The sequence below is a fragment of the Gordonia sp. 852002-51296_SCH5728562-b genome (genome assembly GCF_001665475.1).
Taxonomy (GTDB): Bacteria; Actinomycetota; Actinomycetes; order Mycobacteriales; family Mycobacteriaceae; genus Gordonia; species Gordonia sputi.
On the sequence record NZ_LZMI01000127.1, the window covers coordinates 1 to 20916 of the forward strand.

Sequence of the window (20916 nt, forward strand, 5' to 3'; positions counted from 1 at the left end):
TCCCATTCTGTCACTCAGACAGGGCATTTCGTCTATCCCTCACCGCCCAAACGAATACGAATCGGTGGATCGAGGCTAAGACCGAGACAGCCCAGGCGCTCGCCGGTGCTGGTGCAATCGTCACATCGACAGTCTCATCACCAGGTGCCCTGTTATCGGCGACCGCACAGAAGGACCGCGCCAAGGACGCGACGGGCGGACTCCTGCGAAAGATCGGTGACCGCGGCGTGCTGGTCGTCAAGGACGTCACGTCGATTCTGTCGATGAACAAGGATGCTCGCGCCGAGGTGCTCGCCGCGCTGCGCGAGGTCTACGACGGGCACTGGTCGCGCAACGTCGGCTCCGATGGTGGCCGCACGCTCGACTGGCATGGCCGCATCGTTGTCGTCGGAGCCGTCACGACCGCCTGGGATAAAGCGCACGCGGCCATCGCGTCAATGGGTGACCGGTTCGTGCTGGTGCGCATGGATTCCCGTTCTGGTCGCCAGAAGGCCGGCAGGCAGGCTATCGGCAACACCGGCCACGAGGCTGCGATGCGTGCAGACCTCACGGACGTTGTGGGTTCGCTGCTGCACAGAGATCTCGTCGGCGTCGCACTCACCGAGGACGAGACCGACAAGGTGCTCGCCGCTGCCGATCTGGTGACGCTCGCACGCACTGGTGTCGAGTTCGACTACCGCGGCGACGTCATCGACGCACACGCGCCCGAGATGCCCACCCGATTCGCCAAGCAACTCGCACAGGTGATGCGCGGCGCGGTCGCGCTCGGAATGGACCGCCAGCATGCCTTGCGGCTGGCGATCCGGTGCGCGCGCGACTCGATGCCTCCGCTGCGCCTGGCAATTGTCGACGACCTCGCTGCGAACCCAGGCTCATCGACGACCGAGGTACGCAAGCGGCTGGATAAACCGCGCAACACCGTCGACCGCCAACTCCAGGCGCTACACATGTTGGGAGTCCTCACCTGTGACGAGGAACAGCAAGGGGACATGCGCACCGTTTGGCGATACTTCCTCGCCGACGACATCGATCCGTCGTCCCTACTTGTGCCAGAAAAGTTAGTACCTGCGCGTAGGACTACTGGAAAGAGCGGTGATTCCAGGTGACTCCTACCCGCCCCTACTTACATATCTGGCACAACTCTCGGAGGCTCCCTCTCTGTGGCGCCTGCCGGTTCCCGATGAGTTTTGACGAGGACATCGAGCGCGGCCAGCACCTGACATGCGTGCCGATCGCCTGGCCTCGAGGCTCCGTGCAACGCGCCCGCATTCGACGACCATTCCGCTTCCCGAAGGAGACACACCGATGAGCCAATCCCCAAACCGCGAGACCGACGTGTTGATTTACGCCGCGCTCGAGACGACAGATTGTTTCTCGTGGGTGATTGACACCCTCAGCGATCACGGCGTCTGCGACGACCACCAGTTCGAGACCGATGCGCTCGCCGAGACGGTCGCCAATCTGCACCGAGCCACCTTCGAGTTCACCCACTACTCCGATGGCAGACCAATCCGAGCCACCGAGGTCGTCGACGGCGGCATTCACATCTCGCATGTGTTCGCGGCCGTCGTCGAGCAACGCGGCGAACGACTCCTCTTCACCGATCGGAGGTTGCGTGACCCCGGCACACCCGACCGCGGCCACTACCGCGTGTATGTCGACGACGCAGCGGCAACTATTCGTGTCGAGCTATACGGACCGCTGGAGGCGATATGAGCCGCAACGTGTCTCGTCGCGAAGGCGGCGTGGTCGACTTACTCGAGGCGATCCTCACCGACACCGCAGACCTGTCGGGCGCCTTGTGTGTCGGCTCGGCGGAACTGTTCGATCCGCCTGCCCCGTACGAGGACGCCGCTGACACCCGGTACCGGCACGAGAACGCCGAAGCGTTGTGTCATCGCTGCCCGGTGCTCGAGCGGTGCCGGGACTGGGCGGCACAGCGGCGCACTGACGGCTCGGTGGTCGCTGCTCGCTCGCCCCGCCTGCCTGGTCGCCCACGGAGCGTCGCGTGAGGCGCTACGGCAGGGGCGGTTCGGCGTCGGTCTACGTCACCCGCGACTATGCGCGGCCAGTCGTCGTGACGTTGGTCGGTGACCGCTACGGCCTCGACATCGACGAAGCCACACAACTGGCGACTGATCTAGTCGCAGCTATCGACGAACTCAGGAGACAACAGCATGACTGACAAGTTCCCCGACGACCAGGACGTGAAAGCTGTACGCCGTAGCCTGCGCATCGAGCGCGCGGTGATCGGCGCGGTCCTGCACGGATACCGCGCCGACAATCACGGCTTCAACGCCGCGCTCACCGATCTGTGGGTCACCGAGCAGGCGAGCGCCGTTGACATTAACGTCGCCCTGTTCTGGGCGTTGTCTCGCCTGCCTCGCAACGGTGAGGAACCCACACAGCTACAGGATCGGCTCACGGTCCTCTATGGGGTGTCTGATGACGATTGAGAAGGTCTCCGGTGTGCTGCTCGATGCCTCCGACGCCGACTACCTCGCACGCGCGATGAAACTACTCGCCGCACTACTCGAGGCCAAGCAAGGTTCACGTCCGTCGCCTCGGCTGGTCGACCTCGAACGCCGCCTTTCTCGCGCGAGTTCTGACGCGACACGCTCTACCACTAGCGGGTACGTCAGTGGCGCAAAGGATTCGGCGGATCGTGACGCATTGTCTGCCTATGAGTTCGTCGATACCGAACGCGCCGCAAACATCCTCGGATGCACCCCTGGCAATGTCCGAGACCTCGCGCGCCGTGGTCGGCTCCCTGCTGTACGTTCCGGTGGGCGGTGGCTATATCCAGCGGCAGCGGTGGTCGCCCGCGCCGAACGACAGGGGTGACCGTGGCTGAAAAACGCGTCACCGGCGTCGAACTGGTGAAGGTAGGCACCTGGGAAGCTTCCACCGGACCGTGGACAGTGACCCGCGCCGACATCGCCGCCATGATCGACGCCTTCACAGCGGGAGCCGTACGCAAACCCCCGATCAAACTCGGCCACACCGACGAACGATTCGACGGCACACCCAGTTTCGGATTCGTCGACAAACTACGCACAACCAACAACGGCGACACTCTGGTCGGTGATCTCGTGATGCCGGCATGGTTGGCCGACGCCGCACCACTGCACTACCCGGACCGTTCCGTGGAAGCTGCCTACGACTTTCAGGACGGTGCTGGCACGGTGTGGCCGCTGGCTTTGACCGGCCTCGCGCTGCTCGGCGAAGCCGCACCCGCCATCACGTCCCTTGATTCGCTACAGGATCTGGTTGCCGCGTCAGCCCGCAAACGTGTCGCCCTCACAACCACTGGTGCCGGATGGCCCGACACCGGTTACCGCACAACCATTCTCATCGCCGCGGCTCGACGTCGCCGCAACCAACGGAAGGTGCTCTAACATGTCGACCTCTATCTCCAACCCGCGCGTGTACGCGCCCGGTGGTGATGTCACCGCCCAGGCGACCGCCGCCATCACCGCACGCCGATTCGTCGCAATCTCAGGCAACCGCACCGCGGACGGCAACCTTGCAGTGGCACCCGCCGCCGCAGGTGCCCGCACATTCGGTGTCGCCAAGCACGACGCCAACAACGGAGAGCTCGTCGGTGTCGCACGTGACGGCGTTGTCAAAGTCACCGCAGGAGCAGCGATCGCCGCAGGCGCCGACGTCGAGGTCGGCACCGCGGGCCGCGTCATCACCGCCACCAGCGGCAAAGTCGTCGGCTACGCCGTCACCGCCGCCACCAACAACTCCGACGCCGAAATCGCGCTTCTCTGAGAGGAACTGACCCATGCCCAACGCTTTGATCCCCGAACTGACCGGGCGTCGACTGACCGTCGATGTCGCACTCAAGCAACCCGCCCTCATCCGCAACCAGATCGCCAAGCTCGCCGACGAACAACTGTTGCTGCCGAAGTTTTTCTCCAACCTCGGCGCACCTGTCACCGGGGGCGGCATGCTCTATTCGGTGGTGCAGGCGTCCGACTTCTACTCCACCGACGTCGAGAAGCGTTCTCCCGGTAACGAATACCGGGTTGTCGAGGGTGTCGATCCCGAACCCAAACTCGCCGTCGTCGAGGACTGGGGCGGCAAGTTTCAGATCAGCGACGAACAGATCGGCCGCAACGACGTCAGTTACCTAGACCAGCAGACTACGCAGTTGTCGAACACGATTGCCCGCAAGCTCGACGTCGCCGCGATGGGCGCCATTGCCGACGCCACCATCGAAGCCGTCACCGGGCACGACTGGTCGGATCTGGTTCTCGTCGGTCCCGAAACACAACTCACCCCGTCCGGCTCCCGGCCGACCGCCGACCTCTCGGCCGCACAGTTGGCCGCAGACCTCGAGGAACTCGGCGTCACCCACGACCTGCTGGTCGTACACCCGAACGAAGCGCACAGCCTGCGCGTCGCCTACGGTGACGGACTCGACGCCATGCTCAAGAGTGCAGGCGTGACGCTGTTCGCCAACCCGCGCGTCGCTGCCGGAACCGGGTGGGCAGTGCAGGCCGGTGCTGTGGGCACGGTCGGATTCGAAGCCCCACTGACCGTCGACAAGTGGGACGACCGCTCGACGCGCTCCACGTGGGTGCAGGCCTACTGTGTGCCCGCGTTCGCCGTCGACCGCCCCTACGCCGCCAAGAAGATCACCGGCCTCGCCGGATAAAGGAGACGATCATGGCACTGACATTCACCGACGACCAGACCAGCCAACTGTTCGAACTGCTGGGCCTGCCCGCCGACACCGACCCCGCCGACGCCGACGCGATACTCGCCGTCATCGACGACCTCGCCAAGCAAGCCGCCAACACCGGCGACAGCAAGGACGCCAAGCCGTCTGCGGTCGCCGCTGCCGCGAAGCGCATCGGCATGGAGGTCATCGACAGCGACAGCCTCGCCGCGCTCCGCACCGAAGCCGCCGAAGGCCGACAGGTCAAAGCCGCTGCCGCGAAAGCCAAGATCGACGGCCAGGTCAACGATGCGATCCGAGCGGGCAAGATCACCCCGGCCCGACGTGACCACTGGGTCACACTCATCACCGCAGACCCCGGTATGGCCGACGTCCTCGCCTCCGTCCCCGACGAGACCGCCGTCCCCCGAACCGAGATCGGGCACGCCGCCGACACCGACGACCTGACCGACGCCGCAACCTGGTTCCGGTAACCCCCACAACGTTCGGCGCGTCAAACACACCCTCGCCGTAACTCCAGTTCCAGCAACGGGAATGCATGGCCGCGAGAGCCCCCGTCCCCACCAGTGGACTTTCCAGCTCACAGACCGACCAGCGCGCCGACATCAGACCCCCGCAAACCCACCACGGGCGAGCGGGGGTCTACCCATCCCGGCACCCCCACCAAATATCCAGACACCCCCCACACCCTGACTGCCGAGGTAGTCAGGAATTTTTTCTTTTGCAGGTCACTGGGCATTTTCGCCGGGGGAGAGAGACATCTGACTACCTCGGCAGTCAGGTTGTTCCCCCGGTCTCGATATTTTGGGGCTATTGTCCGTTTATGGCCTCGTGGTTTGAACTGACTGGAAACGATTGCGCGGCGTGTGGCGAGCCGGAGAAGCTCAAGCACATTCGGGTGAATGGCTCGGATGGTCTGCCGTATTTGGAGCAGACGAGTGGCCCGAGTTGTTTCATCACGTCCTGCGATGCCTATGTCACGTTCAGGGCTTCGGAGTAGGTCGTGGGCCTGCGTTGGGAAACTCTCAATGCAGCTACCGTTTGTATCGACACCCTACGGGTGGCCGCGCGTTGAACCCCATCCCGTTCGACCCACGACAACCATGCCCCTATCGCGTCCGGCCACGACTGCTAGCACCGTGTCCGTTGGACAGGTGTGATCGTCATGGCACCTTCTCTCGCGTTTCGCGACGACGCGAGTGGTGGCCCTCAAGCACGGTGAGGGACTGGGCTACGTGCTGGTGGCTGGTTTTCGTCGAGCTCACCGGGAAACGACGGGCACGCGGTTGGAGTGGTTGCGTGCGCTGAGTGCCCTTGCCGGGAGTTGAACCCGGCAACCGTTGAGATGAGCACAACGGTTGAGCCGTCAGGGCGTTAGGAGGCTGCGTGGTGAAATGCGCCATGCAGTCGCGGTGATGAGCACCGCGCGGGGCCGACCGTGGTCAGGGTGACTACGGTTGAACCGTCAGGGCGACCGTGTACATGACGCCCACGGTTGCGGCGTAGTCGTCAGGTCGGTCTGCTCTTATCCACTTGTTGGTGAAGAGCAGCCCCGTGCTGAGCACTCAGTGCTGCACAGTGCCCCGGTCTTGCTCGGAGACCTCGGTATCAACCGACTCCTTCAACGTGCTCAACAGCTTCTCTGGCTCGTCGCCCAACGCCGCCGACATCCACTTCTTATGGGGATCAGCGTCGTCGGCACGCACGTAGTAGTGAACCCGGTACCCGCCGATGCGACGCCGATTGGTCTTCCGCAGCCGCGTCCACTTCTCGTATTTGCATTTCGCGACGCCGGCACTGAACACGTCTTCTGCGAGTCCGTAGACGACTCCGAGTTCTCGCTCAGTGAGCGCCGTCAACACAACTACCGTCATCCGCCCGTCGTCCCAGACATAGATGAGGCACGCAGACTTCCACACGACGCCGTCCTCAGCCGTGTAGGTCGGCGACTCGTTGCGTTGCTTGACGGTGATGCCGAACTGGGACAGATCCGATGGTTCCGAGCGTCGAACTGCGACAACTGTGAGGCTCATGCGTGCCACCCCAGCTCCATGCAGAGTCGCAGAACAGCGAGGGGGACGAAGTAGAGGGCCAGCGTCACGATGATCGTGACGCAGTCGGCGGATAAGATGCGATGACGGTGCATCGGAATTTACCTCCGGTGTATCCAGGCCTCGGAAGGTGTTGGTAGCACCCACCGGGGCCGCTATCGCTTTGATAGGTGTCCTAGGTCTACCTCTATCGGACTCGAGTCGGCGCCGCACGTCGCGGCGATCATCACCAACCTCGAACAAGAACTCGCAATGGTCGACCGGATGAAGGATGCGCTCTCCGGTGAGATGACCCGTCGACAGGAGGTGCTCCGCGCCTCGGGAAACTTTGCCAACGTTGCCGAGTATGAGCGTGCGCGCGCGTCGGGCGTGCGTCTCGAACCGATGCCTGCACTGTTCATCATCGTCGACGAGTTCTCCGAATTGCTCTCCCAGAAGCCGGATTTCGCGGAGCTGTTCGTGGCGATCGGCCGACTTGGGCGTTCGCTGCACATCCATCTGCTGCTGGCTTCGCAGAGGTTGGAGGAGGGCAAACTGCGCGGCCTCGACAGCCACCTGTCGTATCGCATCGGGCTGAAGACGTTCTCCGCCAATGAGTCGAGGTCGGTGCTCGGCGTTCCCGACGCCTATCACCTGCCGAGCGTTCCGGGCTCCGCGTACCTCAAATGCGACAGCGCCGAGCCGGTCAGATTCAACACCTCGTATGTGTCCGGCCCCTATCACTCGCCATCTGCCTACCTCGACGAGATCGACGTGGACTCCGATCGTCCGCGCGCCACGATGAAAATCTTCACTGCACTACCGGTGCCACTCGACGGTGCGGTTGACAGCGGTTCGGTTGACGGCGACGCGAATGACGGAGACGGGGATTACGCAGTGGCCCAGCAGGGTTCGGTACTCGACGCCGCGCTGGCGCTGCTCGACGAAGAGCCGCCGAGGGCCGATTCGAACACCACCGAGCTGGGAATGACCGACGGGGTTGGGGCGGGCGATTCCGGCGACAACGGAAGCGTCGGTGCAGACGTCGTCGGGGTTGGTGTTCCGACGTTGCTGCAGACACTCGTCGGGAGAATCGCGGGGCATGGACCCGCAGCGCACGGTGTCTGGTTGCCTCCGCTCGACGACTCTCCGACAGTCGACGTACTCGTCGGTCGGGACGTGAATCAACCCGCTGCGCCAGGCACTCTCGTCGCTGCCGTCGGCATCGTCGACCGCCCGTACGACCAGCGTCGCGACCTGCTGCTGCTCGATCTGTCGGGCGGCGCGGGCAACGTCGCGGTTGTCGGTGGTCCGCAATCGGGCAAGTCGACGACGCTGCGCACCCTGGTCATGTCGATGGCGGCAACCCATACACCCGAGCAGGTTCAGTTCTACTGCCTCGATTTCGGCGGTGGCAGCCTCGCGGGTCTGGCCGGAGTGCCGCACGTCGGATCGGTGGCCTCGCGCGGCGATCTCGACGCGGTGCGTCGTACGGTCGCCGAGGTGTCGGCGATCCTGCGTCGTCGCGAATTATTGTTCGCGCGCTTGGGAATCGAGTCGATGCAGGACTTCCGCGCGCGTCGGGCGCAATGGTTCGCCACCGGAGTCCTCGCCGACGACGACCCTCTCGGCGACGACCGGCACGGCGATGTGTTCCTCGTCTTCGACGGCATCGCGGTGCTCCGCGGCGAGTTCGACTTTCTCGACGAACAGATCAGCACCCTTGTCTCACAGGGACTCTCGTACGGAGTCCACGTCGTCATCGCGGCGTCGAGGTGGGCAGAGGTCAAGCCGGCGATGCGCGACCTGATGGGCAGTCGGATCGAACTGCGGCTCGGCGACCCCAGCGACTCGACGATGGGCAGGCGCGCAGCGGCATCGGTCCCGCAGAATCGGCCAGGACGCGGGCTCACCGCACAGGAACTGCACATGCTCATCGCGTTGCCGAGGCTCGACGGGGTCTCCTCAGCACAATCGCTACGCGCCGGTGTCGCTCACGCCGCGGAGAAGCTGCAGAACGCGTACGGAGCCGACCGGCAGGCCATGCCGGTGCGCAAACTCGGCACCGAGATCACCCGTGAGGGCGTCGACGAGTTGTTGGCGGCGTCGTCGATCACGTTGGGACCCAACCAGGTAGCGATCGGCGTCGGCGAACTCGAGCTTGCTCCCGTGATCCTCGACTTCGGCGTCCAACCGCATTTCATGGTGTTCTCCGATGTCGAGCACGGAAAAACCAACGTGCTCAAGACGATCGTCAAGGGGCTCGTGCGCAATTCGACGCCCGACGAGGTCAAGATCGTCCTCGTCGACTTCCGGCGCACGATGCTGGGCATCATCGAGGGCGAGCACCTGGCGGGCTATGCGAGCTCGACCGAGAACGCGGGATCGATGATGACCCAACTCGCGGGCTACTTCCGTGACCGGCTGCCACCGGAGGACCTGACCGTGCAGCAGTTGAAGGAACGGAGCTGGTGGTCGGGTCCCGACATCTACGTCATCATCGACGACTACGACATGGTGGCCACCGGCGCTCGGCATCCGATCGAACCGCTGGTCGAGATGGCGTCGCACGCCCGCGACATCGGACTGCACATCGTGCTCGCACGACGGTCGGGTGGTGTCGGTCGGGCGATGTTCGACCCGGTGATCGCCCGGCTGAAGGACCTGTCGAGTGACGTCCTGCTGATGAGCGGCGACCGCGACGAGGGCTACATCGTCGGTCGATCCAGGATGCAGCAGCTCGTGCCGGGCCGCGGAGAGCTCGTGTCGCGGGTCAGGCCGCAGGAGATGATCCAGGTGGCCCTCGAGGCGGATCAGTGAGCGTGACGATCCGGCAGCCGGAGCCGTTCGCCCCGGCCGCACCGACAGTTGCGCCGGTCGTCGTCGATCTCGCGTACGGCGAGGCCGTCGTCGACACTGCGAGCGGGCCGGAGCCCCTTGACGTCACCTTCTTGCTCGACCACATCGACGCGGCCGCGGTGACCGTAGCCGGTGCGTCGCGTGACGTCGGAGAACTCTGGCGTGAGGTGCTGTGGAACATCGCTCGCAGCGTGAGCGATGTTCCTGTCCTGATCGGCCACCCCAGCACCTGGGGGTCGGTGCGGTGCGGGGTTCTCGCGCGCGCGGCCGCGGGTATGCGCCCGCCCGCGAGTCTGATACCTCGCGCAGTTCTCGTGGCACGCAGTCACAGCGACACCGTGATGGGCAACTGTGTGGTTGTCGAGACCACACACCGGCCGAGCTATCCGGCCGACACGGTGCCACCGACCTGGGATGTTGCACGGCTGGTCCGCACCTCCGCGGGTTGGGTGATCGAGCGCAGCGGCGTCATCACTCTGGATGACGATGCGCAGGTGGGGGAGAAGATCGTCGCGCTCATCGACGACTCGGTGGAGGCGGTATTCGTCGACGGTTCCGACCGGAATGAGGTTCGCGCCGCGATCGAAGAGATCTGCGCGTATGCCGTTGCCGGGCGCGTTGTGCCGGTCGATCGTGCACTTGTCCGTCGGCACGGGGCACGGACGGCCGTCGTCGCCCCGCTACCGGAGGCGGTGGGCGACCAACCGGAGTACGCACCTGCACGCCAGTCGTTCGCGCGACGATACCGACTGCCGATCGCGTGCTGTGCTCTGCTGGTCGTCGGTCTGGTGGTGCTCGGCGTCGTCGGATGGCGACACGACGACGCGCCGCAGGGGCCGACATACCGCGACGCCGTCGTCGGGCGTACGACGTTGTCGGTGCCAGTGGCCTGGCATCACAGCGCGCCACCGATGCCCGGCGACCCGTCCGATCGTGGCACCGGCCAGGCCCGCAGTGTGTTCACCGATCCAGGGTCGGGTGGTCGGATTCTTCTGGTGCAGAGCGACGTGCGCTCGGCGTCGACGCTCGACTCGGTGGCGAACAGTTTGCGCAACCGGATCAGTCAGCGCGGCGACGACGTGGTGAGCGAGTTCTCGGCGTCGACGAGGTTCGGGGACCGCGAGGTGATCGCCTACCGCGAGGCACCCGCGTCGGGGTCGGCGATCCGCTGGTACGTGCTGGTCGACGACGATCTGCAGGTGAGTATCGGGTGCCAGGCCGGTTCTGCGGGAGAATCGGTCGACGCCCACTGTGCACGGGCTGTGTCGACGGCGAGGATCGTCCCGTGAGGCCACCAGCCGCGTTTTGACCCTGACCAGCGGCGTCGCGTACTCTGGATCGCTGGTGCGTGACACCTTCGTTCCTGCGTGGAGCAAGGTAGCAGAGCCCCGGGTCCCCACTGGTCGCCGGGAATCGTCTCCGTCTGCGCCCCTGACCAGCACCATCGACATAAGAGTTGAGGACCACCTGTGCCTACTTACACCCCGAAGGCCGGTGACATCACGCGTACGTGGCATGTCATCGACGCCAACGACGTGGTGCTCGGCCGGCTGGCCGTGCAGAGCGCGAACCTGCTCCGCGGCAAGCACAAGCCGACCTACGCACCCCACATGGATGGTGGCGATTTCGTCATCATCATCAACGCCGAGAAGGTTGCGCTGACCAGCAACAAGGCTGATCGCAAGCTGAACTACCGGCACTCCGGACATCCGGGTGGTCTCAAGGTGCAGACCACCGCAGAGCTGCTCGACTCGCACCCCGAGCGGGTCGTCGAGAAGGCGATCAAGGGAATGCTGCCCCACACCAAGCTCGGCCGCGCAATGGCCTCGAAGCTCAAGGTGTACGCAGGCCCGAACCATCCCCACGCGGCCCAGCGCCCCGTTCCCTTCGAGATCAAGCAGGTGGCCCAGTGAGCAACGAGAACATCAGCGACGAGGCTGTGGAGAACGCAGTCGAGAACGCCGCCGAGGCGCAGGCCGCTGCCGGTGAGAACACCGCTGCCGCAGAGGGCGCTGTCGAAGCTGCCGTCGAGGCCGCTGTCGAGCTCGAGCAGGCCGCAGACGATTACGACACCGAGGCACCTGCTGCCGCCGAGGTCACCATCGATCGTGGTCCCGTGGTCATCGACCGTCCGATCCAGACCGTCGGTCGCCGCAAGGAGGCCGTGGTCCGCGTCCGCATGCTGCCCGGTTCGGGTGGATTCACCCTCAACGGCCGCAGCCTCGAGGACTACTTCCCCAACAAGGTTCACCAGCAGCTCATCAAGGCTCCGCTGGTGACCGTCGAGCGCACCGAGTCGTTCGACATCTACGCCAAGCTCGTCGGCGGCGGCCCCTCGGGCCAGGCCGGTGCGTTGCGTCTCGCGATCGCCCGTGCCCTCATCGAGGTCACCCCTGAGGATCGTCCGGCACTGAAGAAGGCCGGCTTCCTCACTCGCGACCCGCGTGCGGTCGAGCGCAAGAAGTACGGCCTGAAGAAGGCCCGCAAGGCGTCGCAGTACTCCAAGCGCTGACTTGGCACGCCTTTTCGGTACCGACGGCGTCCGAGGCCTGGCCAACGACCAACTCACCGCAGAGTTGGCGTTGCGCCTGGCCTCGGCCGCCGCGGTCGTTCTCGGAGACCTTTCCACATCCGGCGACACTGCATCGGCCGGCGGCAGCACCACGGGCTTTCGGCCCCAGGTGGTCGTCGGTCGTGATCCGCGCGCGTCGAGCGAGATGCTCGAAGCCGCGGTCTGTGCCGGACTCGCCTCGGTCGGCGCCGACGCCATCCGCGTCGGTGTGCTGCCGACGCCCGCCGTCGCCTTCCTGACCGGCGACTACGACGCGACGTTCGGTGTGATGATCTCGGCGTCGCACAATCCGATGCCCGACAACGGCATCAAATTCTTCGGCGCGGGCGGACACAAGCTCGACGACGAGGTCGAAGACCGGATCGAAGCCGTGATGACCTCCGGCGACATTCCCCACCCGACCGGCGCGGGCGTCGGCCGTCTGCGCGAGGCGCCCGACGCCGGTGCCCGCTACGCAGCGCATCTCGCCGCGGCCATCGACGCGCGACTCGACGGACTCAACGTCGTCGTCGATTGCGCGAATGGCGCTGCGGCACAAGTGGGTCCGCAAGTGTTCGCCAGCGCTGGTGCCACCGTCACCACCATCCACGCCGAACCCGACGGCATCAACATCAACGCCGACTGCGGCTCGACGCATATGGAGAAGTTGCAGGCGGCCGTTCTGGAGCACGGTGCCGACCTCGGCATAGCGTTCGACGGCGACGCCGACCGCTGCCTCGCAGTCGACTCGACCGGACAACTGGTCGACGGCGACGCGATCATGGCTATTCTCGCCACCGCACTGCATGCCCGCGGCCGACTCGTCGACGACGTGCTGGTCGCGACCGTCATGAGCAACCTCGGTCTGCACATCGCCATGCGCGAAGCGGGAATCGAGGTGCGTACCACCGCTGTTGGCGATCGATACGTACTTGAGGAACTGCGACGGGGAGGCTATTCGCTCGGTGGTGAGCAGTCCGGTCACATCGTCTACCCGCAGGCGGGAACGACCGGCGACGGCATCCTCACCGGGTTGCTGCTGATGGAGCAGATCGTCAGGTCGGGCAAGCGTCTGGCCGAACTCGCGTCGATCGTCACCGTGCTGCCGCAGGAGCTCATCAACGTCCGGGTCGCCGACAAGCACGCGGTCGCGATCGCCGACTCGGTGCGCGACGCCGTTGAGGTGGCCGAGCAGGAGTTGGGATCGACAGGACGAGTTCTGTTGCGCCCCTCGGGAACCGAGCAACTCGTCCGCGTCATGGTCGAGGCACCGACTCCCGAACTCGCACACGGCATCGCCGAGCGGATCGCCTCGGTCGTCGCCGAAGCAGGCTCATCGGAGTCTGTTGGTGCGTCAGCGCGGTCGGAGTAGGGACGTCGGTGACGCGATGAGCAGCACTCCCAAGGCGGTCCTGTTCGACTTCTCGGGAACGCTGTTCCGCTTCACCGACAAGCCCGACTGGTTTGCCGACCTCCACGACGAGAACGGTCGACCACTGCACCTCGACCACCAGATGGAACTCATCCGACGGATGACACAGCCCGTCGGACTTCCCGCCGCCGTCGAAGACGATGATCGAATCTCTTGGGAGAGAAGAGATCTCGATCCGGCCGAGCATCGTCGTGCCTATCTGGCGATCCTACGGGCGTCTGGACTGACGGTTCCCGGTCAGGCGGAGTCACTCTATGAGCGGGTACTCGACCCGGCATCGTGGGAACCGTTCGACGACACCGCGACGGTCTTGCGGGGCCTGAAGTCGGCGGCCGTTCCGGTCGGCATCGTCAGCAACATCGCCTTCGACGTCCGCAAAGTGCTCGAGCGCGTCGGCCTGCGTGATCTTGTCGACGCGTACGCACTCTCGTACGAGGTCGGCGCGATCAAGCCCAATCCGAGGATCTTCGAGGCTGCCCTCGACGAACTCGGTGTCGCGGGCTACGACGCCCTGATGATCGGCGACAGCTCCGAAGCCGACGGCGGGGCGACGCGCATCGGTAGCGCGTTCGAACTCGTGCACGACGTCCCGCCGCAGCAACGCCCGACAGCCCTGGTCGACGCCGTGGAGCGGCACGGAATCGCTGTGTCGTAGCGTTCGGCGACCTCGTCGACCGCAACTGTTGCTGAGTGAATGTCGGCTGGTACCGAGAAAATGTGGGCGAACATGGAACCCGCGGCGTGTTCTCACCGTCTAGACTTCAACGCCACACGTAGATAGCCGCATATCGGGCACCCGAACGAGGTGTCCGACGCTATCTCGACAGCGCAGGCGGCAGACGGGTGGGACTGTGTCAGAAGTGAGTTCGCGGGCGTCGGGAGACCATCTCCGCGTCGACCTCGATCAGGTGCACGGGGTGGTCTCGTTCTATCGGCGCGCGTCGTCGGTCGTCGCCGCCGCCGCATCCGACATGGAGTCGGCGGCCTTCGGCCGGTGGTGTTCCGGCGAGGCGTACGCGACGCTCGCAGAACGCTACGTCGCGATGGGCGACCATCTCGCACAACGACTTCGGACCCAATCCATCGCTGCGGCCGACCTCGCGGACATGCTCGAGCGGGGGATGAGTCGACTCGACGACGCCGATGCCGATCTCGCGCCCGTGATCCGACGAGCCGCCGGCAGTGATCCGGGGACGTCGCGCCCGGCCGGAGTCGGCGAGTGACGCAGGCGATGGAGGAAGTGCTGGAGGGTCTGCCCGCCCTACGGGAGCAGGCGATCGCGAGCATCGACGACCTGGTCTCGCTGATGGGTGTCGGCCGGTCACTCGGTATCGACGTTCCCGCCGACGACGAGCTGCGAGAACCGTTGGCGCGCATCGGACAATTCGACGTCGCCGCACTCGCCGAAGACGCACACAGGCTCGCGGCGGCACATCGCGCAGTGGCCGAGCAACTGCACTGCCTGCCCGAGCAGCAGATCAGACTCGACGACGGGTGGTCGAGTGCATCGGGCGACGCCGCGACCGCGCTCCTCGTCGCACATCAGCGTCGCGCCGAGTCGGATCTCGGTGTGCTGCGCACCCTGTCGGAGTCGACGAGCAGTGCGGCGTCGGGAATCGATCGACTGTTGCGCACCTGGTACGTCACGGTCGCGCGTTGCTCGTGTCCCGTCATCGCGGGCGTCCCGATCGCCGAGCTGCCCGCAGCTGTCCTCACCGGGGCGGTTCCGCTCTCGCTCGTGGCGGCCGACATCGCGTCGCGGGTGCGACTGTTTCTCGACACCGCCGACACGACGGTCCGCACGGTCGACGAGATCCTCCACACGCTCAACCGGGCGACCGAGGGACTCGACGTCGAGACGTATCCCGATCGTGAGCGCGGCCGCCCCGACGTGAATCATCTTGTACCACAACAGATGTCGGTTGAACTCTCGGACAGTCAACCGGCAGAACGTGCCCACGACGACAGCGACGGTGAGCGGAATCGTGCACCTGAACGGGAGGTCGAGGCGCCCGATCGCGCAGTCGACCACGAGAACGTCGACGTTCCGCTGACGCTGCCGCAACCCGAGAGTTCTCGATCCGACAGCCCACCCAGCCCGGATCAGACCGACACGGCACCCGCTTCCCAACCGCCCCCGACGTCGCCGGACGACGTCGATTCCGGCGCAGACCTGGCACTGGCAGGAGACCAATGAGCCTCGCGGATCAGATCGACGCGATCACTCGCGGCGCAACCGAATCGATCGTCGTGGCGTCGCGCGAGTTCACCGCGACGCAGGCCGAATTGGCGAGCACACTCGCCGAGCATCGACGACGATCGGGATCGCAAACGGCCCGGATGCGGGAACAACTCGTCGACGACGCCGACGAGGCTGATGCGCTTCCCCGGCTGCTGTTGCCCGCAGATCTGGCCGAGGCGAGTCCACATTCTCCCCCTGAGGCGCTTTCGGGCGGTGTGACGACATAGGCTGAGCAACGTGGCTCGGAAAAAGCGCGTCTCCACGAAGTCCCCCGACAAGTTGTCCAAGCAGCTTGCCCGGCGAGGTCCGCACAAGGTGCTGCGTGGCGACCTCGGCATCGTCGGAATGCCCGGTCATGTCTTCACACCCGCCGATGCCGGTCGGTATCCCGCTATCGCATTCGGTCACGGGTGGCTCACCGGCGCCAACCGCTACCGCTCGCTGCTCTATCACTTCGCGTCGTGGGGAATCGTCGTCGCCGCTCCCGACGACCAGAAGCGCGTGATGGCGTCCGACATCGGGCTCGCGGCCGACCTGCGCGCAGCGGCGTCGATCGTCAGCAACTACTCGCTCGGCACCGGCGAGATCACCGTCGACCGTGACCGCATCGGCTTTGTCGGACACGGTTTCGGCGCGTCCGCGGCCGTCATCGCCGCGGGCGACCAGCAACTGCTCGGGCAGGAGGCGCCGGATGCGCGCGGCGTCGTCGCACTGTTTCCCGCTCCGACCACGCAGGCGCTGCCGCGGGCCGCGAAGACGGCAACTGCTCCGTGCTTGCTGCTGACCGGGGCCGGAGATCTCGACAACGTCGACGCCAACGCGCTCGCGCTGGCCCGAGATTATGCGGGCGATGTGTCATTGCGCACCATCCCCAAGGCGACCCGTGCAGGCATCGTCGAACGGCCGTCGGTCAAGTCGCTACTCGGATTCGCCGCGGTCGACCGTAAGTCTCATTCGACCGTACGTGCGATGAGCACGGGATTTCTGCTGTACACCCTCACCGGCGACCCCCAGTACGCCGCCTTCGCCGACGCCGAGGCGCAGATCGGCAAGACGACGGTCGTCGAGCTCGACGAAGTGCCAGAGCAGCGCCTCGATTCGGTATCGCGATTGCTCGGCGCCAAGTCGGGCGGCGGGGCTCGTCAATTGCGCGCAAAATCCCCGGTACGCTGAACATCTATGTGTGGAATCGTCGGATACGTGGGCAGGCGCGAAGCCCTCGACATCGTTGTCGAGGCGCTGCGTCGAATGGAGTACCGCGGATATGACTCGGCGGGTGTCGCCATTCTCGACGGACACGGTCACACGACCGTCGAGAAGAAGGCAGGCCGTCTCGAGAACCTGGACAAGCAGATCGCCGCGGTCGGTCGGGAAGCCCTGACGGGCACCACCGGGATGGGGCACACGCGCTGGGCGACGCACGGTCAGCCGACCGATCGCAACGCGCACCCCCATGTGAGCACCGACGGCAAGATCGCCGTCGTGCACAACGGGATCATCGAGAACTACGCCCCGCTGCGCGCCGAACTCGAGGCCGAGGGCATCGAGTTCACCTCCGACACCGACACCGAGACCGCGGTGCACCTCGTCGAGCGTGAGTACAACTCCGGCCCGACCGCAGGCGACTTCGTCGCGAGCGCGTACGCAGCGCTGCGTCGACTCGACGGTGCGTTCACGCTGGTCTTCACGCATTCCGACCACCCCGACACGATCGTCGCGGCGCGTCGGTCGACGCCGCTGGTCGTCGGCGTGGGCAAGAACGAGATGTTCGTCGCGTCCGACGTCACCGCTTTCATCGAGCACACGCGCGACGCCGTCGAACTCGGCCAGGACGAGGTCGTGGTGATCACCGCCGAGAGCTACACGATCACCGACTTCGACCAGAACCCTCGCCCCGGCAAGCCGTTCCACATCGACTGGGATCTCGCGGCCGCTGAGAAGGGTGGCTACGACTACTTCATGCTCAAGGAGATCGCCGAGCAGCCCCGCGCGCTCGCCGACACCCTGCTCGGGCATCTGGAGAACGGTCGCATCGTGCTCGACGAGCAGCGCCTGTCCGACGACGACCTGCGCGACGTCGACAAGGTGTTCGTCGTGGCGTGCGGTACCGCGTATCACGCGGGCATGCTCGCCAAGTACGCGATCGAGCACTGGACCCGCCTGCCCGTCGAGGTCGAGTTGGCCAGCGAGTTCCGCTATCGCGATCCGGTCCTCGACCGCCAGACCCTCGTCGTCGCCATCTCCCAGTCGGGCGAGACCGCCGACACGCTGGAAGCGGTCCGGCACGCCAAGGATCAGAAGGCTCGGGTCCTGGCTATCTGTAACACCAACGGTGCGCAGATCCCGCGTGAATCCGACGCCGTGCTCTACACGCACGCCGGGCCCGAGATCGGCGTCGCGTCGACCAAGTGCTTCCTTGCGCAGATCGCCGCGGCATATCTTGTTGGTCTCGCGTTGGCGCAGGCCAGGGGCACAAAGTATGCCGATGAGGTCGCTCGTGAGTTCGGTGCGATGGAAGCCATGGTCGATGCGGTCCGCGCGGTGCTTGACACCATGGAGCCCGTCCGCGATCTCGCCCGGTCGCTCGCCGATCGCGGCACGGTCCTGTTCATCGGTCGCCACGTCGGCTATCCGGTGGCGCTCGAGGGGGCGCTCAAGCTCAAGGAACTCGCCTACATGCACGCGGAGGGATTCGCTGCCGGTGAGCTCAAGCACGGCCCGATCGCGCTGATCGAAGACGGACTGCCGGTCATCGTCGTGATGCCTCAGGCCGACGGTCGCGCGGTGCTGCACTCCAAGATGGTCAGCAACATCCGCGAGATCCAGGCGCGGGGTGCACGGACCATCGTGATCGCCGAAACCGACGACGAGTCGGCACGTGCCGTCGCCGATCACTTCATCCCGATCCCGAAGACGCCGACGCTGCTGCAGCCGCTGGTGTCGACCATCCCGCTGCAGGTTTTCGCGGCGAGCGTCGCGCAGGCTCGCGGCTACGACGTCGACAAGCCGCGTAACCTCGCCAAGTCGGTCACCGTCGAGTAGGTCCTGATGCCGGTCAGCTACCTCACCGCCGACGCCGTCCGCGCCGCGGAACGCGCGACAGGGGAGTTGCTGACCAACGGGACTCTGATGCGTCGCGCCTCTCACGGTGTGGCTCAGGTGGTGGCCGCGCTTCTCACAGAACGCACGAACGGTGTGGTGGGGCGAGCCGTCGGCATCGTGGTCGGAGCTGGCGACAACGGCGGTGACGCACTCTACGCAGGCGCCGAACTGGCCAGACGAGGCGCTGCGGTCAGCGCGACGCTGCTCGCACCCGACAAAGCGCATGCCGGCGGGTTGGCTGCGTTTCGACGTGCGGGTGGTCGGGTCGTCGACCCGCTGCCCAGTTCGCTCGACGTCGTCGTCGACGGTGTCGTGGGGATTGGTGGGCACGGGCCGCTACGGCCTGCCGCTGCAATGGTGTTCGCGTCCGTCGATCCGCTGACGCCGATCGTGGCCGTCGACCTTCCCTCTGGTGTCGACGCCGACACCGGGCAGGTCAACCAGCCCGCTGTGCGCGCCGACGTCACCGTCACGTTCGGGGTGAGACGACACGCGCACCTGCTCGCAGCACCACAATGCGGGCGCGTAGAACTCGTCGACATCGGTCTTGCCGAGGACCCGGAAGGTGCGCCGCTGGTGTCGACGCCTCCGACGGGGCCGCGACTGTACTCACTCACCGACACCGAGATCGCCGACGCCTGGCCGGTCCCCGGACCGCACGACGACAAGTACACGCAGGGCGTCGTCGGAGTGATCGCGGGATCGCATCGGTATCCGGGCGCGGGCATCCTGTGCACGGGAGCCGCGGTGACCGCGACGTCGGGGATGACGCGCTACGTCGGGTCGGCGCACGCCGAGGTGGTCGAGCACTTTCCGGAGGTCGTCGCGGTACCGGACTTCGCCGACGCCGGGCGTGTGCAGGCGTGGATCGTCGGACCGGGAGCCGGAACAGACGACGCTGCTCTGGATCTCCTTGGGAAGATCCTCGCCACCGAACTGCCGGTCCTCGTCGATGCGGACGGGCTGACCGTCCTGTCCGAGCACCCAGACTTGGTTCGTGGACGCGAGGCGCCGACACTGCTGACACCGCATGCGGGCGAATTCGCACGCCTCACCGGCGAGGAGGTGGGTGCCGACCGCCTCGGGGCGGTGGCGGGACTCGCTCAGCGCTGGGGAGTGACGGTATTGCTGAAGGGGCGCATCACGCTGGTCGCGGAGCCCGACGGCACCGTGTTCGGCAACGACGCCGGGTCGTCGTGGGCGGCGACAGCAGGAGCGGGAGACGTGTTGTCGGGCATCGCGGGTGCGCTGCTCGCGGCGGGTCTGCCGCCGATCTGGGCGGGTGCCGCAGCAGCGAGGGTGCATGCCCAGGCAGCGGCGCTGGCCAGCGGCGGAGCGCCGATCGGGGCGTCGAATCTGCTGGCTGCGCTACGGCCCGCCCTGCGCACGTTGCTGGTCTGAGGGAGCCCGCAGCCCTGGCTGGTCAGGGAGCTTGCCAAAGGTCTGGCCCTCGCTAGATCTGGCCCTCGCTAGAAATGCAGGTAGTAGGTAAGGACTGCATGCCCGATCAGATTGAGTGCTGTCACCACCCACGCCGTGACGATCGCCCAGGGCTCGTCCACGTGTCGTATCTGCGCGACGACGGTGAGCGCGAGTGCCGCGAGCGTCATGATGCCCGAAGCGACGATGAGGCCCGCTGCGACCGCCAACAGAGCGACTCCGACATACCCTATGGCGTTGCCGGCTTCGGCGCCGCTGATGGTGAGGACAAATCCGAATAGCCCCGCGAGTCCGGCTAGCGGCAAGACGCCGATCGAGACCACGTTGAGAACGAATGACCAGGTGAGCACAGCCTTGCTCGGCTGAGCGGCTCCGACAATCGGCGTCGGGTACGAACTGGGGTGGAAGGGTACGAATGTCATCAGGACCTCCAGTGAGCGGGGAGTGGGGTATCGGCGTGAGCGCCACGGTCCAGTTCACTCGCCGGTCGCCGCGTGCGGATGCGGGTGATTACTCACGTGCATGGTGGGAATCGCTCGAGTGTGCCGCCGACCACTCCGTCGGATCTGG

Annotated in this window: 23 protein-coding genes and 1 pseudogene; 22 read left to right on the forward strand and 2 right to left on the reverse strand. The window is 65.8% G+C overall.

What is annotated here, in order from left to right:
* The 10 genes from A5766_RS21045 to A5766_RS21085 form a co-directional block, all read left to right on the forward strand.
* Positions 1-1106 (forward strand): winged helix-turn-helix domain-containing protein (locus A5766_RS21045; RefSeq protein ID WP_231894758.1); only part of this gene is annotated, 1106 nt, incomplete at its 5' end.
* A gap of 199 nt (positions 1107-1305) precedes the next feature.
* Positions 1306-1716 carry a hypothetical protein gene (locus A5766_RS21050; protein ID WP_064906282.1) on the forward strand — a complete coding sequence of 137 codons (411 nt, stop codon included), beginning with the start codon at positions 1306-1308 and terminating at the stop codon, positions 1714-1716.
* Positions 1713-2012: a WhiB family transcriptional regulator gene (locus A5766_RS21055; RefSeq protein WP_064906250.1), complete on the forward strand. Its 300-nt coding sequence runs from the start codon at positions 1713-1715 to the stop codon at positions 2010-2012. The genes A5766_RS21050 and A5766_RS21055 overlap by 4 nt, the downstream gene beginning before the upstream one ends.
* Positions 2009-2185, forward strand: coding sequence for a hypothetical protein (locus A5766_RS24775; protein ID WP_197501571.1), 177 nt, complete (start codon positions 2009-2011; stop codon positions 2183-2185). The genes A5766_RS21055 and A5766_RS24775 overlap by 4 nt, the downstream gene beginning before the upstream one ends.
* Positions 2178-2456 carry a hypothetical protein gene (locus tag A5766_RS21060; RefSeq protein ID WP_064906253.1) on the forward strand — a complete coding sequence of 93 codons (279 nt, stop codon included), beginning with the start codon at positions 2178-2180 and terminating at the stop codon, positions 2454-2456. Before A5766_RS24775 ends, A5766_RS21060 begins: the two co-directional genes overlap by 8 nt.
* Positions 2446-2844 carry a helix-turn-helix domain-containing protein gene (locus tag A5766_RS21065; protein WP_064906255.1) on the forward strand — a complete coding sequence of 133 codons (399 nt, stop codon included), beginning with the start codon at positions 2446-2448 and terminating at the stop codon, positions 2842-2844. Before A5766_RS21060 ends, A5766_RS21065 begins: the two co-directional genes overlap by 11 nt.
* A 2-nt stretch (positions 2845-2846) precedes the next feature.
* Positions 2847-3398: a hypothetical protein gene (locus A5766_RS21070; RefSeq protein WP_064906284.1), complete on the forward strand. Its 552-nt coding sequence runs from the start codon at positions 2847-2849 to the stop codon at positions 3396-3398.
* A 1-nt stretch (position 3399) separates the two neighbouring features.
* Positions 3400-3777, forward strand: coding sequence for a capsid cement protein (locus A5766_RS21075; protein ID WP_064906257.1), 378 nt, complete (start codon positions 3400-3402; stop codon positions 3775-3777).
* A 13-nt stretch (positions 3778-3790) separates the two neighbouring features.
* Positions 3791-4666, forward strand: coding sequence for a major capsid protein (locus A5766_RS21080; RefSeq protein WP_064906260.1), 876 nt, complete (start codon positions 3791-3793; stop codon positions 4664-4666).
* Positions 4667-4677: 11 nt separating this feature from the next.
* On the forward strand, positions 4678-5163 hold the full coding sequence (locus A5766_RS21085; RefSeq protein WP_064906262.1) for a phage protease: 486 nt from the start codon (positions 4678-4680) through the stop codon (positions 5161-5163).
* 1092 nt (positions 5164-6255) lie between these two features.
* Here the strand turns inward: A5766_RS21085 and A5766_RS21090 are convergent.
* The gene (locus tag A5766_RS21090; protein WP_064906264.1) at positions 6256-6723 is read right to left on the reverse strand and encodes a hypothetical protein; all 468 of its coding nucleotides are present in this window, start codon (positions 6721-6723) and stop codon (positions 6256-6258) included.
* Between the two features lie 198 nt (positions 6724-6921).
* Here A5766_RS21090 and eccCb point away from each other — a divergent pair.
* The 12 genes and pseudogenes from eccCb to A5766_RS21150 all read left to right on the forward strand — a co-directional run.
* Positions 6922-9540, forward strand: a pseudogene (eccCb, locus tag A5766_RS21095) (type VII secretion protein EccCb); the annotation flags it as partial.
* Positions 9537-10868 (forward strand): type VII secretion-associated protein, encoded by a 1332-nt coding sequence (locus tag A5766_RS21100; RefSeq protein WP_082965591.1) that lies wholly within the window; start codon positions 9537-9539, stop codon positions 10866-10868. The pseudogene eccCb and the gene A5766_RS21100, both read left to right, overlap by 4 nt.
* 180 nt (positions 10869-11048) lie before the next feature.
* Positions 11049-11492: a 50S ribosomal protein L13 gene (gene rplM / locus A5766_RS21105; protein WP_049699623.1), complete on the forward strand. Its 444-nt coding sequence runs from the start codon at positions 11049-11051 to the stop codon at positions 11490-11492.
* Positions 11489-12091: a 30S ribosomal protein S9 gene (gene rpsI, locus A5766_RS21110; protein WP_053117479.1), complete on the forward strand. Its 603-nt coding sequence runs from the start codon at positions 11489-11491 to the stop codon at positions 12089-12091. The genes rplM and rpsI overlap by 4 nt, the downstream gene beginning before the upstream one ends.
* A 1-nt stretch (position 12092) precedes the next feature.
* Positions 12093-13502 carry a phosphoglucosamine mutase gene (gene glmM / locus A5766_RS21115; RefSeq protein ID WP_064906268.1) on the forward strand — a complete coding sequence of 470 codons (1410 nt, stop codon included), beginning with the start codon at positions 12093-12095 and terminating at the stop codon, positions 13500-13502.
* A gap of 16 nt (positions 13503-13518) precedes the next feature.
* Entirely contained in the window at positions 13519-14217 is a 699-nt protein-coding gene (locus tag A5766_RS21120) for an HAD family hydrolase (protein WP_064906286.1), read from the forward strand.
* 205 nt (positions 14218-14422) lie between these two features.
* Positions 14423-14785 carry a hypothetical protein gene (locus tag A5766_RS21125; protein ID WP_231894759.1) on the forward strand — a complete coding sequence of 121 codons (363 nt, stop codon included), beginning with the start codon at positions 14423-14425 and terminating at the stop codon, positions 14783-14785.
* Positions 14782-15759 (forward strand): hypothetical protein, encoded by a 978-nt coding sequence (locus A5766_RS21130; protein ID WP_156527537.1) that lies wholly within the window; start codon positions 14782-14784, stop codon positions 15757-15759. The genes A5766_RS21125 and A5766_RS21130 overlap by 4 nt, the downstream gene beginning before the upstream one ends.
* Positions 15756-16031, forward strand: a complete 276-nt coding sequence (locus tag A5766_RS21135; RefSeq protein WP_005207963.1) for a hypothetical protein — start codon at positions 15756-15758, stop codon at positions 16029-16031. The genes A5766_RS21130 and A5766_RS21135 overlap by 4 nt, the downstream gene beginning before the upstream one ends.
* 10 nt (positions 16032-16041) lie before the next feature.
* The gene (locus A5766_RS21140) at positions 16042-16977 is read left to right on the forward strand and encodes a dienelactone hydrolase family protein (protein ID WP_064906271.1); all 936 of its coding nucleotides are present in this window, start codon (positions 16042-16044) and stop codon (positions 16975-16977) included.
* Positions 16978-16983: 6 nt separating this feature from the next.
* The gene (gene glmS, locus A5766_RS21145; protein ID WP_064865501.1) at positions 16984-18846 is read left to right on the forward strand and encodes a glutamine--fructose-6-phosphate transaminase (isomerizing); all 1863 of its coding nucleotides are present in this window, start codon (positions 16984-16986) and stop codon (positions 18844-18846) included.
* Positions 18847-18852: 6 nt separating this feature from the next.
* Entirely contained in the window at positions 18853-20307 is a 1455-nt protein-coding gene (locus A5766_RS21150) for a bifunctional ADP-dependent NAD(P)H-hydrate dehydratase/NAD(P)H-hydrate epimerase (protein ID WP_005207966.1), read from the forward strand.
* A 68-nt stretch (positions 20308-20375) separates the two neighbouring features.
* On the opposite strand, the gene A5766_RS21155 is transcribed toward A5766_RS21150, so the two are convergent.
* Positions 20376-20768: a hypothetical protein gene (locus tag A5766_RS21155; RefSeq protein ID WP_005207967.1), complete on the reverse strand. Its 393-nt coding sequence runs from the start codon at positions 20766-20768 to the stop codon at positions 20376-20378.
* Positions 20769-20916 lie beyond the last annotated feature (148 nt).